This window comes from Kitasatospora sp. NPDC091257 (genome assembly GCF_044757675.1).
GTDB classification, from domain to species: Bacteria; Actinomycetota; Actinomycetes; order Streptomycetales; family Streptomycetaceae; genus Kitasatospora; species Kitasatospora lactacystinica.
In genome coordinates this window covers 1-11,673 of the sequence record NZ_JBIVVI010000130.1, presented here as the reverse complement: position 1 = coordinate 11,673, position 11,673 = coordinate 1, and the positions used below count along the sequence as shown (strand labels likewise).

Below are 11,673 nucleotides of genomic sequence, written 5' to 3'. Positions count from 1 at the left end.
TGGGCCGCCCCGACCAGGCCCCGGTGGCCGGGCCCGCGGGCGCACCGGTCGGCCCGGGCCGACCCGCGGCCCCGCCGCGCCCGCAGCCGCCCGCCGTCCACCACGCGGTGATCTGCGTCAACGCTCCGGCGATGGCCGCCTCCGGCCCCGACGGCCAGCTGCGCGGCCACGGCCTGCACGGCTTCTACCGCAACGGCGTCCGGGTGCTCGCCCGGATGGAGCTGCGGCTGGGCGGCATGGAGCCGCTGCCGCTCCAGGGCACCCTGACCAGCACCGCCCAGGCCCGCTTCCTCGGTGCGGTCCGCGTCCCCGGCGACCTGGACCCGGACCCGGCGCTCACCGTCGAGCGGCTGCGGCACGCGGACGGTGTGGAGACCGTGGTCGTGCGCAACACCGGTCCGCGGCCCGCCCGGCTGCCCCTGGAGATAGCCCTCGGCACCGACCTCGGCCCGGTCGCCGAGATCGCCGCCGGGCACCGCCAGCCCGACCTGCCGGGCCAGGTGCAGTCCGCCGGGCTGCGCTGGACGGGGTCGGTGCACAGCGCCGTGGTCAGCGCCCAGCCCTCCCCGCACGCCGTCCTGGCCGGCGCCGGCGTGCTGCGTTGGGACCTGGAGGTCCAGCCGGGCGCCCGCTGGTCGGTCGAGCTGCACACCGAGCTGGAGAGCGCCGTCGGCGGCCCGCGCCCGCCGGGCGGCCGCGGCATCGGAGCCCCGCTGCCCTGGTCCGAGCCGGAGGTCCGCAGCGACGACGGCCGGGCGGCTCCGCTGGTCTCCCGCTCGCTGGACGCCCTCGGCGGGCTGCTGTTCGCCGACCCGGACCGCCCGACCGACCTCTACCCGGCCTCCGGCGCGCCCTGGCGCTTCGGCCTCGCCCCGGCCGACGCGCTCTGGGCCGCCCGGCTGACCCTGCCGCTCGGCACCCGGCTGGCGGCCGGCACCCTCCGTGCGCTGGCCCGCCGTCAGCAGCTCGTCCCCGCCCCGGGCCGCACCGAGGGCCTGCTGCCCGGCGCCCTGCGCCACGGCGGTCCCGAGCTGCCGCCCACCTGCACCGCCACCGAGGCCACCCTGCTGTTCGTCACCGTGCTGACCGAGGCCTGGCGCTGGGGCCTGCCCCCGGCGGAGGTCGCCGAGCTGCTCCCGGCCGCCGAGCGGGCCCTGGCCGCCCTGCGCGAAGGCCTGGCCGACGGCTTCGTCACCGACCTGAGCCGCCCGCGGGAGGAGCGCTCCGCCCACCCGGTCGCCGCCCGCGCCGAGGTCCAGGCGCAGGCCCACCGCGCCGCCCTGCACGGGGCCGAGCTGCTGGAGGCCTTCGGCAGGCCGGGCGCCGAGGACTGGCGCGGCTGGGCCGCCGCGCTGCGCGGGCGCTTCCGCGAGCGGTTCTGGATCGACGACCTGTCCGGCGGCCGTCCCGCGGCCGGGCTGGCCCCGGGCGGCCAGCCGCTGCCCGCCGTCGCCTCCTCCCTGGTGCACCTGCTGGACACCGGGCTCGCCGTCGACGGCGGCCGGTACGAGAGCCTGCTGGACCGAGAGCAGACCCGGCTGCTCGCCCAGCGCCTGGTCGCGCCGGAGCTGGACAGCGGCTGGGGCCTGCGCACGCTGAGCGCCAAGTCCCCCCGGTTCAACCCGCTGGGCCACCGCGGCGGTGCGGTGCGGGTCCACGAGACGGCCCTGGCGATCGCCGGACTGGCCGAGGCCGGTCACGAGAACGAGGCCGGCACCCTGCTGGAGGGCCTGCTCGCCGCGAGCGCCCACTTCGAGGGGCGGCTGCCGGAGATGTACGCGGGGGAGCAGCGCACCCCGGGCTGCCCGCCGGTGCCGCACCCGGCCGCCTGTCGCCCGGCAGCGGTCTCCGCGGCCGCCGCCGCGCACGCGGTGTTCGCCCTCGCCGGGGTCCGGCCCGACGTCCCGGGCGGCCGGGTGCTGGTCCGCCCGGCCAGCACCGCACCGCTCGGCGAGCTGGAGCTGACCGGCCTGCGGGTGGCGGGCGAGCCGTTCTCCGTCCGGGTGAGCCGGATCGGCGTGGCGATGGTGGAGGAGGCGTCCACGGACCTGCAACTCGTCGCCCGCTGAGCCGCCGCGGGGGCTCGTGCCCCCGCGGCGGTGACACCGGGTCACCGGCGCCGCGCCTGCCCGTTCCCGGTCCCGCGCTGGACGGGTGCGAACCGCACGGGGCCCGTGCGGGGCCCCGGCCCTGCGCGGTCCCCGCGCGGGCCTGTGCTTATCGTCAGAGAGACGACTATGATCGTCGCCATGTCGCGCTACGATCCGTCGGCCTTTCCCCCGTTCGCTGTCACGGTTGACCTCGTGGTGCTGACGGTGCGCGACCACTCGCTCTGCGCCCTGCTGGTCAGACGAGGAGAGCCGCCGTTCCAGGGGTACTGGGCGCTGCCCGGTGGCTTCGTCCGCCCGGACGAGGGCCTGGCCGAGGCCGCCTCCCGCGAGCTGGCCGAGGAGACCGGCCTGCGCGCACACACCGCCCCCGGCCACGACGCGGTCGGTCCCGGCGCGGCCGGTGCCCACCTGGAGCAGCTCGCCACCTACGGCCACCCGCAGCGCGACCCCCGGATGCGCGTGGTCAGCGTCGCCTACCTGGTGCTGGCCCCCGATCTGCCCACGCCCCGGGCCGGCGGCGACGCCAGCAGCGCCCGCTGGGCCCCGGTCGGCGAACTCCTCGGCGAGAACCCGGCCGACGGCGTCCCGCTCGCCTTCGACCACGGCCTGATCCTCGCCGACGGTGTGGAACGCGCCCGCTCCAAGATCGAGTACTCCTCCCTCGCCACCGCCTTCTGCCCGACCGAGTTCACCGTCGGCGAGCTGCGCCGGGTCTACGAGGCGGTCTGGGGCGTGGTGCTGGACCCGCGGAACTTCCACCGCAAGGTCACCGGCACCCACGGCTTCCTGCTGCCCTCGGGCGGCACGACGACGCGTCAGGGCGGCCGTCCGGCCCAGCTGTTCACCGCCGGCGGGGCGACCGTCCTCAACCCGCCCATGCTCCGCCCGGAGTCCTGAGCGCCGCCGGACCCGTGCCCGGCCCGCCCTGTCCCGATCCCACCCGGCCCGCTCCGTCGCGGTGCGCGGCCCCGAAGCAGCCGAATGGCCTGGCCTGGCTGCGAACGCGGGGCCGGCGGCGCAGAGTGTCGGTGGACGCTCCGGCCGCCGGGTCGGAGGCCTTCCGGCCCAGGGAGCCCCGCGATGGCCATCGAGGACTGCGCCAACCAGCGAACCCTCATCGAGGGGCTGGCGGCGGACTACCGGAGCCTCGACGAGACCACCACCGCCACGGAGAAGGAACTGGCCGCACTGCAGGCCGAGCAGGCGGCGCCCGAGGCGATCGCCGCCGTGCAGGAACGGCTGGCCGCCGAGCGGGAGCGACTGGGCGAGATCACGGTGGAGGGCCAGGCCGCCGTCGACGAGTTCCACGCGGTGTGCGGCGGCGAGCAGCTCCCGCCCCCGCCCTGGCCTCCCCGCTAGCGGCTGCGCCCCGTCCTCGGGCACGGCGCTGAGCCCGGCCTGAGCTCCCGGGGCCACCGATGCCGGTGAAGCTCCCGAAGCCCCGGAGCCATCAGCGCTCCCGGAGCCGGCCGGAGCAGCCCGGGTCCGGAGCGGCCCGGGCCCGGAACGGACCGGTCCCCCGTGAATCGCAGGATCGGATTTTCCCCTGATCGGGTGAGGCGGGCAGCCGGTGGGCCCGTGCCGTTCCCGCAATGCCCGGAATAGCCGTCGTCGCCGCCTAATGTGCTGGCGCGGAGCCGCGCGGGTGCATGCCCGCCCCTCAGGGGCGCTCCGCGTCGAGCAGGTCGGCCGAGGGCATGGGAGCAGCCAGCGATGATCCAGATCACCGGACTGACCAAGGTCTATCGCAAGGGCGCTCCGCCCGCGGTACTCGATCTGACCTTCGACGCCCGGCCCGGCACGGTGACCGCGCTGCTCGGCGCCGAGGGGGCGGGCAAGTCCACCGCGCTGCGGCTGATGCTCGAACTCGAACGGGGCCAGGGCGTCACGTTCTTCGGCGACCGCCCGTACCGCCGACTGCGCCACCCCGAGCGCGTGGTCGGGGTGATGATGCCCGGCGCCGGGGAGTCCGCAGTGGCCGGTCACCCGGGCCGCAAGGCGCGCAGCCACCTGCGGATGCTCGCCGCGGCCGTCGGCGTCCCGGCCCGCCGGGCCGACGAACTGCTGGAGCAGACCAGGCTGGCCGCGGTCGCCGGGCAGCGGCTGCGCACCTTCTCGCCCGGCATGCACCGCCGCCTGGCGCTGGCCGCCGCCCTGCTCGGCGACCCCGGCACGCTGCTGCTGGACGGGCCCGCCGACGGCCTGTCACCGCGCAACGTCGAGTGGTTCCACTCCTTCCTGCGCTCCTTCGGCGCCGCCGGCGGAACGGTCCTGGTGACCACCCGCAGCCCGCAGGAGGCCTCGCAGCTCGCGGACCGGGTGGTCACCCTGGACCGCGGCCGGCTGGTGGCCGACCAGCCCGTCGCGGAGTTCCGGCAGACCAGGCTCAGTCCCGAAGTGGCCGTCCGGGGGCCGCAGATGGCGCGACTGGCCGATCTGCTGGTCAGCCAGGGCGCGGACGTCCGCCGGGACGGCAGCGTCGGTCTCGCGGTGGCCGGGATCGACCGCACCGAGATCGGCGAACTCGCCTACCGCCACGGGATCCTGCTGCACGAGCTGGCCGACCGGGTGGTCGAGCAGCCGGCGCCGCGGGTCGTCCTTCCGGTCGGCTCGGGCCGCTCCGGCGACCTCCGCGTCCACCCGGAACCCGAGGCCGGTCCGAGCCAGGAGCCTGGCCGGCGGCCGAACCGGGAGCCGAACCGGGAGCCAGGCCCGAAGCCGCCCGCCCGGCGGGTCCCCGAACCGGCCGCCGAGCCCGTTCCGGGCGAGGCCGTGACGTCCCCGGCCGAGCCCACGACGGCCCCGCCCCCGACCCCGGCCGAACCGGCCACCGCCGCCGCGCCGGGAGGCGCCGCCGTCCCGAAGCGCGGCGCTCCCCGCCGCCCCCGGCAGGACGGTTCCCTGCCCGCCCGCGCCCTGCCCGCCGTGGCCGTCGCCGCCGCCCTCCCGGCCGCCGCGCTCCCCGTCCTCGGCTCGGCCGGCCGCCGACCCGAGCCGCCGGGCCGTCGCCCCGGGCCGTCCATGCGGACGGGGGCCGACGCCATGGACGAACCCGCGCCCACGGTGGCCGTCGACCGGCTCTTCCGCGACGACCCGGCCCCGCCGCTGGAGCCCGCCCGGGTCCGGCCCCTCGGCCGCCGGGCCAGTGCCGACGACCTGCTCACCGACGACACCGTGCGCCTCCGGCGCCCCGCCTCGGGCGCGACCGCCGTCCGAGCCTCCGCCGTCCGGGGCGCCGTCGCCCAGAGCCCCGTCAGGCGAGCCGCCCCGGCCACCCCGGCCACCCCGGCCACCCCGGGCACCTCTGCAGCCCCCGCCATCCCCGACGACCACCGGAGCGAGTGAACCGTGCGTGTCCTGGCCTACGAGCTGCGCCGCCTGCGCGGCCTGCGTTCCACCTGGCTGCTGCTCGCCGCCGTACTGCTCGGCGACGCCGGCGTGGCCGCCGTCCTCGCGAGCCAGGCCCCGGACGGCCCGCTGACGGCCCCGGCGGGGGTGCGGCTGCTGACCGCCGCCGTCCCACTGATCCCGCTGCCCTTCGCGGCGCTCGGCGCCGGGGTGCTGGGCGCGCTCTCGTACGGGCACGAGGTGCGCCACCCGGGGCTGGTGGCCTCGCAGGTGTCGTACCCGCGCCGGGTGCGGCTGCTGCTGGCCAAGCTGGTGGTGATCGGCCCGGTCGCGGCGCTGCTGGCGCTGGCCACCCTGCTGTTCGACATGGTGGCCGTGCACCTCGCGCTGCCGGACGGCGTCACGGTGGCGGCCTGGGCGGACCCGTCCGCACTGTCGGACCGGGTCTTCGAGGCGCTGACGGATGCGGGGGTGTCCGGGCTGTCCGACCTGCCGGGCGTGGGCGCCCCGTTGGGGCTGGTGGCCGGCCACGGGGTGCCCGCCGCACTGCTGGCCTTCGTCCTGCTCACCGTGGTGGCGGGCTGGACCGGGGTGCTGGCCGCCTCGCTGACCCGCAGTGCCGCGGCCGGGGTGCTGCTGCTGTGCGCGCTGCCGCCGCTGCTGGAGTCCGGCGTCGCCCTGCTGCTGCGCCGCACCGGCAGGCCGTGGCCGACCCGGGCGACCGAACTGCTGCCGTTCCAGTCCGGGATCGAGTGGGCCTACGGCTGGGTGTACGGCGGTGCGCACGAGGCGGTGGCCGGGAGCGCGGCGTTGACCGATCCGGCGCTGCTCGCCGCGGTCGCGACCCCTGCGGCGCTCCTACTGCTGGCCGCCCTGCTGGCCCAGGCCCGCCGCCGCGCCCTGTAGCGCCGCGTCGCACGGAACCGTCCGCGTCGCACGGAACCGTCCGCGTCGCACGGAACCGTCCGCGCAGCGCTGGGCCCCGATGAACCGCGCTGAGCCGCTTGTGCGGGGCCGCCCGCCCGGGCCCGAGGCCGTGTCACGGGTGCGGTCCCGCCCCGGACTTCCAAGATCGACCAGCAGTGACCGGAATGCGCGGTTCTTCCTGATAAGAAGTCAATTATCCAGTCACGGTCGATCACCCTTTCGTGTGCTTTTCACGAGAATTCTCAAGCCACGCCTGCCGATCGCCGACAAAGGAGGCGTGAGTACCCTTGCGCACCCCACCATGACCCCCGCCCGTTCCGCCGAAGGGCCCATCCACGGTCCCGGCGACCTGGACCGCTTCTCGTACGCCGACCGGCCGACCCCGCCGGTGCCCCGCTGGGAGGGCGCCGAGTCGGACATCGCCCGGGTCGGCCGCAAGACCACCAGCAGCCGGGGCCGTGGTCTGCACGGCCAGCTGGTCCAGCAGCTCGGTCAGATGATCGTCTCCGGCGACCTCGGTGCCGACCGCCCGCTGGTGCCCGAGGAGATCGGCCAGCGGTTCGAGGTCTCCCGCACCGTCGTCCGCGAGTCGCTGCGCGTGCTGGAGGCCAAGGGCCTGGTCAGCGCCCGGCCGAACGTCGGCACCCGGGTCCGTCCGGTCGGCGACTGGAACCTGCTGGACCCGGACATCATCGAGTGGCGCGCCTTCGGGCCGCAGCGGGACGAGCAGCGCCGGGAGCTGTTCGAGCTCCGCTGGGCGATCGAGCCGCTGGCCGCCCGGCTCGCCTCCGGCCACGGCCGGGAGGACGTCCAGCAGCGCCTGGCCGAGCTGGTCGAGATCATGAGCCACGCCGCCTCCCAGGCCGACCTCTCGACCTACACCCGGGCCGACGCCGAGCTGCACGGCCTGGTCCTCCAGATGGCCGGCAACCGGATGCTGGAGCACCTGTCCGGGATCGTCGCCTGCGCGCTGCAGGTCTCGGGCGGTCCGGCGATCTCCTGCGAGCGCCCCACGGAGTCCTCGGTCAGCCTGCACGCCCGGCTGGTGGAGGCGCTGGGCGCCGGCGACGGCGCCGCGGGCGAGGTCGCGATGCGGGCGCTGCTCACCGTCCATCCCGAGATCGAGCCCTCCGTTCCCGCGCCCAGGGAGCACTGAACGGGCTGTTTTCCACGAGCGGAGGCGCCGGACGGCGGCGGCCCGCTCCGCCCGGGCCCTCCGGCCGCCCCGCGCGGCGCAGCCGGGGGGCTTCCGCATGCCGCCGTCCCACCGGGCAGAGCCGGCGGAGGCCGCGTGGCCCGAGGGGCGGAGTCCCCAGGGGGGCGAACCGCCGGGAGCGGCCCGGCGAATGCGGGCGGCGAATGCGGGTGGCGAAAGCGGGCCCACGTCGGACTTGTCCATGACAATAGATTCACCGGTGAGTGCGCGATGATGGAACCGGCTCCGGGTTGCGGGCGCCGGATGGTGTGACCCGCGACACGAAGGCCATGCGTAACACTTGACGAGTAGCAGCGATGTGTCCTGAGCGGAAGCAGCTCCGGAATACTCCAACATGTCAGAATGCTGTGTTGGTCCGCGGCGCTGCTGCCGTCCTGCAAACCCAGTCCTCAAGCCCGAGTCGGTCGGAATCGACACCGCGCGTCCGACGCGCGATCTCCTTCCCCGCCCGCTCGGGCGGCCGGTACGGGTTCGAGATCCACTCATCGTCCGAGAGGTTGTTCGTGTCGGCCAGCACATCCCGTTCGCTTCCCCCCGAGATCGCCGAGTCCGCGGCTCTGCTGGCTCTCATCGAGCGGGGCAAGGCCCAGGGGCAGATCGCCGGTGACGACGTGCGCCAGGCGTTCGAGGCGGACCAGATCCCGGTCACCAAGTGGAAGAACGTCATGCGCAGCCTCAATCAGGTGCTGATTGAGGAGGGCGTGGACCTCATGGTCAGCGCGGCCGAACCGGCCGGCGCCAAGCGCAAGAGCGTTGCTGCCAAGAGCCCCACCAAGCGCACCGCCACCAAGGCTGTCACCACCCGGACCCCGTCGGCCCCGACCAAGCCGCCCGTGCGGATCGCCCCCGGCGCTCCCGTCGCGGCTCCGGCCGTCGTCGCCGCCGCGGCCACGGCTCCCACCGTCTCCGCCGAGATCACCGTCGAGGAGACGACCGGCGTCGTCGCCGGGGTGAAGGCGGCTCCCGCCAAGAAGGCCGCGCCGGCCAAGAAGGCCGCCGCCAAGAAGACCGCCGCGCCGGCCAAGAAGACCGCCGCCAAGAAGACCGCCGCCGGCAAGACCGCCAAGGGCGACGAGGAGCTGCTCGGCGAGGAGGAGCTGCTCGAGGACGTCGCGCTGCCCGGTGACAAGACCGAGGCCGAGGGCACCGGTCCGGAGGAGGAGTCGGAGGGCTTCGTCCTCTCCGACGACGACGAGGACGACGCGCCGGCCCAGCAGGTCGCCGTCGCCGGCGCCACCGCCGACCCGGTCAAGGACTACCTGAAGCAGATCGGCAAGGTCCCGCTGCTCAACGCCGAGCAGGAGGTCGAGCTCGCCAAGCGCATCGAGGCCGGTCTGTTCGCCGAGGACAAGCTCTCGGCCGCCGACAAGCTCGCCCCGAAGCTCAAGCGCGAGCTGGAGATCATCGCCGAGGACGGCCGCCGGGCCAAGAACCACCTGCTGGAGGCCAACCTCCGTCTGGTGGTCTCGCTGGCCAAGCGCTACACCGGTCGCGGCATGCTCTTCCTGGACCTGATCCAGGAGGGCAACCTCGGTCTGATCCGTGCGGTCGAGAAGTTCGACTACACCAAGGGCTACAAGTTCTCGACCTACGCCACCTGGTGGATCCGCCAGGCGATCACCCGCGCCATGGCCGACCAGGCCCGCACCATCCGCATCCCGGTGCACATGGTCGAGGTCATCAACAAGCTGGCCCGCGTCCAGCGCCAGATGCTCCAGGACCTGGGCCGCGAGCCCACCCCGGAGGAGCTGGCCAAGGAACTCGACATGACCCCCGAGAAGGTCATCGAGGTCCAGAAGTACGGCCGTGAGCCGATCTCGCTGCACACCCCGCTGGGCGAGGACGGCGACAGCGAGTTCGGTGACCTGATCGAGGACTCCGAGGCGGTCGTGCCGGCCGACGCGGTCTCCTTCACCCTGCTCCAGGAGCAGCTGCACTCGGTGCTGGACACCCTGTCCGAGCGCGAGGCGGGCGTGGTCTCGATGCGCTTCGGCCTGACCGACGGCCAGCCGAAGACGCTGGACGAGATCGGCAAGGTGTACGGGGTCACCCGTGAGCGCATCCGCCAGATCGAGTCGAAGACCATGTCGAAGCTGCGCCACCCGTCGCGCTCCCAGGTGCTGCGCGACTACCTGGACTGATCGACGGCAGTCGTTCCACGCGAAGGCCCGGAGCCGCACGGCTCCGGGCCTTCGCGGCTGTCCGGGCCCGGGCGTGTCAGCGTCCGGGTGCTGGTTGTCGCTCGTCCGGGTGGCGGCGCGGCGGGAAGTGGTCGCACGGTGTAGCCGGTCACCTACGCTGTGCCGGTTGCCTGCTTCCGAGCCTCCTGGAGTCACGGTGCCGACCGAGCCGGACCGCACTGACCTGCCGACGCCCATCCTGTTTCCGGCAGACCTCGCCGATCCGGCCGATCCGGCCGTCGGCCGGGCGGGCCGCCGCCGCAGGGCCGCCGTGCTGGCGCTGCTGGCCGCCGTGCCCGTCCCGCTGGTCGCCCTCGGCGGCGCGGCGCCGGCCGAGGCCCAGCGCCGGGTGGTCGGCGGCACGGCGGCGAGCACCGAGGACCACCCGTGGATCGTGGCGCTGTCCAGCCGCCAGCAGTTCGGCAGCGGCCGTTCCGGCCAGTTCTGCGGGGGCGCGCTGGTCACCCCGACCAAGGTGGTCACGGCCGCGCACTGCTTCTACGACGAGGGCAAGGGCCGGGTGGAGCGGCCGGGCCTCAAGGTGATCGTCGGCCGGGACGACATGCGCGGCACGGCCGGCCGCGAGGTGGCGGTGCGGTCGGTCTGGATCCACCCCGACTACTCCTTCGACGCGAACATGAACGACGTCGCGGTGATCACCCTGGCCGAGTCCCAGGGCGCCCGGCCGGTGGTCGAGCTGGTCGGCCAGGGCGAGACGGCGCCGTACCTGGCCGGGACCACGACGCAGGTGTACGGCTGGGGCGACACCACCGGGCGGGGCGACTACTCGCCCACGCTGCGCGGGGTGTCCGTGCCGATCGTGCCGGACGGGGCCTGTGCGCAGGCGTACCCGGGCGGGCGGGACGGAAAGTTCGACGCCCGGGGCATGGTCTGCGCGGGCGAGGAGCGGGGCGGCAAGGACGCCTGCCAGGGCGACAGCGGCGGGTCCAGCGCAGGGCCAGCTGGGCCCAGACGAACTCGGTCGCCCAGATCCCCATGCCCAGGAAGATCACCAGCCAGCCGGGGCCGGGCAGCGGCAGCATGATCAGCCCGAGCACCACCACGGCGAGGCCCGCCAGGAAGATCGCCACCTGCCAGACCCGGTGCAGCGCGGGCGAGCGGCGGACGAAGGCCGGGGCCCGCGATCCGACCGCCCGTCCGCCGTCGACGGCCTCGTCAACCGCCACAGCCGCTTCACCCGTTCCCGTGTTCCCGGCCGTCTTGTCGTTTCGCACAGTCATGCCAGGAAACTAACCAAGAAGCGCCGGGTAATGCCCGGCCCGGCCGCTGCGGGGCGATTCCGCAATGCGCCGTAAGGGGTACGACTCGCGCCCGAATCGGGACAGAGGGGTTTACATCGGTCTTGGGGGTGGGATGGTCCGTTCGCCGACGTGCGATTCCCCGAGCGCACACTGAGCGAAAGGCCATGGCGCTTATGAACACCACGGTCAGCTGCGAGCTGCACCTGCGCCTCATCGTGTCCAGCGAGTCATCACTGCCCGTCCCCGCGGGCCTGCGCTACGACACCGCCGACCCCTATGCCGTGCACGCCACGTTCCACACAGGCGCCGACGAGACCGTGGAGTGGGTGTTCGCCCGAGATCTCCTCGCGGAGGGGCTGCACCGACCCACTGGTACCGGCGACGTCCGGGTGTGGCCGTCGCGCAGCCACGGGCAAGGGGTGGTCTGCATCGCACTGAGCTCTCCGGAAGGAGAAGCCCTGCTGGAGGCCCCGGCCCGAGCGCTTGAGTCGTTCCTCAAGCGGACGGACGCCGCGGTGCCCCCCGGCACCGAACACCGTCACTTCGACCTCGACCGGGAGCTGTCCCACATCCTCGCCGAAAGCTGACCCCATCCGGAGGCGGTCACGCCCCGCCGACGGCGGGGCCCT

At 75.0% G+C, this 11,673-nt stretch carries 9 protein-coding genes and 1 pseudogene; 9 read left to right on the top strand and 1 reads right to left on the bottom strand.

Annotated features, from left to right (window positions below):
- From ACIQOV_RS08960 to ACIQOV_RS08925, 8 genes are all read left to right on the top strand, one after another.
- Window positions 1–2,069 (top strand): glycogen debranching N-terminal domain-containing protein (locus ACIQOV_RS08960; protein ID WP_401046549.1); only part of this gene is annotated, 2,069 nt, incomplete at its 5' end.
- A gap of 180 nt (window positions 2,070–2,249) precedes the next feature.
- Window positions 2,250–3,008: an NUDIX domain-containing protein gene (locus ACIQOV_RS08955; RefSeq protein ID WP_401046546.1), complete on the top strand. Its 759-nt coding sequence runs from the start codon at window positions 2,250–2,252 to the stop codon at window positions 3,006–3,008.
- A 183-nt stretch (window positions 3,009–3,191) separates the two neighbouring features.
- Window positions 3,192–3,470 carry a hypothetical protein gene (locus ACIQOV_RS08950; RefSeq protein ID WP_387694106.1) on the top strand — a complete coding sequence of 93 codons (279 nt, stop codon included), beginning with the start codon at window positions 3,192–3,194 and terminating at the stop codon, window positions 3,468–3,470.
- 354 nt (window positions 3,471–3,824) lie between these two features.
- On the top strand, window positions 3,825–5,456 hold the full coding sequence (locus ACIQOV_RS08945) for an ATP-binding cassette domain-containing protein (protein ID WP_401046544.1): 1,632 nt from the start codon (window positions 3,825–3,827) through the stop codon (window positions 5,454–5,456).
- A 3-nt stretch (window positions 5,457–5,459) separates the two neighbouring features.
- A complete protein-coding gene (locus tag ACIQOV_RS08940; RefSeq protein ID WP_401046542.1) occupies window positions 5,460–6,365 on the top strand; it encodes a hypothetical protein in 906 nt (301 codons plus the stop codon).
- A 244-nt stretch (window positions 6,366–6,609) separates the two neighbouring features.
- Window positions 6,610–7,542 carry a FadR/GntR family transcriptional regulator gene (locus ACIQOV_RS08935; protein ID WP_380540092.1) on the top strand — a complete coding sequence of 311 codons (933 nt, stop codon included), beginning with the start codon at window positions 6,610–6,612 and terminating at the stop codon, window positions 7,540–7,542.
- 563 nt (window positions 7,543–8,105) lie between these two features.
- Window positions 8,106–9,743 (top strand): RNA polymerase sigma factor, encoded by a 1,638-nt coding sequence (locus tag ACIQOV_RS08930; RefSeq protein WP_380350869.1) that lies wholly within the window; start codon window positions 8,106–8,108, stop codon window positions 9,741–9,743.
- 196 nt (window positions 9,744–9,939) lie between these two features.
- Entirely contained in the window at window positions 9,940–10,827 is an 888-nt protein-coding gene (locus ACIQOV_RS08925; RefSeq protein WP_401046538.1) for a S1 family peptidase, read from the top strand.
- On the opposite strand, the pseudogene ACIQOV_RS08920 reads toward ACIQOV_RS08925, so the two are convergent.
- Window positions 10,721–11,023: pseudogene (locus ACIQOV_RS08920) on the bottom strand (TIGR02611 family protein); the annotation flags it as partial. The gene ACIQOV_RS08925 and the pseudogene ACIQOV_RS08920 sit on opposite strands and share 107 nt — an antisense overlap.
- A gap of 194 nt (window positions 11,024–11,217) precedes the next feature.
- On the opposite strand from ACIQOV_RS08920, the gene ACIQOV_RS08915 reads away from it, so the two are divergent.
- On the top strand, window positions 11,218–11,631 hold the full coding sequence (locus tag ACIQOV_RS08915) for an SsgA family sporulation/cell division regulator (RefSeq protein WP_030056266.1): 414 nt from the start codon (window positions 11,218–11,220) through the stop codon (window positions 11,629–11,631).
- Window positions 11,632–11,673 lie beyond the last annotated feature (42 nt).

Excerpts from the sequence above, each read along its gene's own strand:
- ACIQOV_RS08955 (WP_401046546.1), top strand. The coding sequence starts at position 2,250 with ATGTCGCGCTACGATCCGTCGGCCTTTCCCCCGTTCGCTGTCACGGTT.
- ACIQOV_RS08950 (WP_387694106.1), top strand. The coding sequence starts at position 3,192 with ATGGCCATCGAGGACTGCGCCAACCAGCGAACCCTCATCGAGGGGCTG.
- ACIQOV_RS08945 (WP_401046544.1), top strand. The coding sequence starts at position 3,825 with ATGATCCAGATCACCGGACTGACCAAGGTCTATCGCAAGGGCGCTCCG.
- ACIQOV_RS08915 (WP_030056266.1), top strand. The coding sequence starts at position 11,218 with ATGAACACCACGGTCAGCTGCGAGCTGCACCTGCGCCTCATCGTGTCC.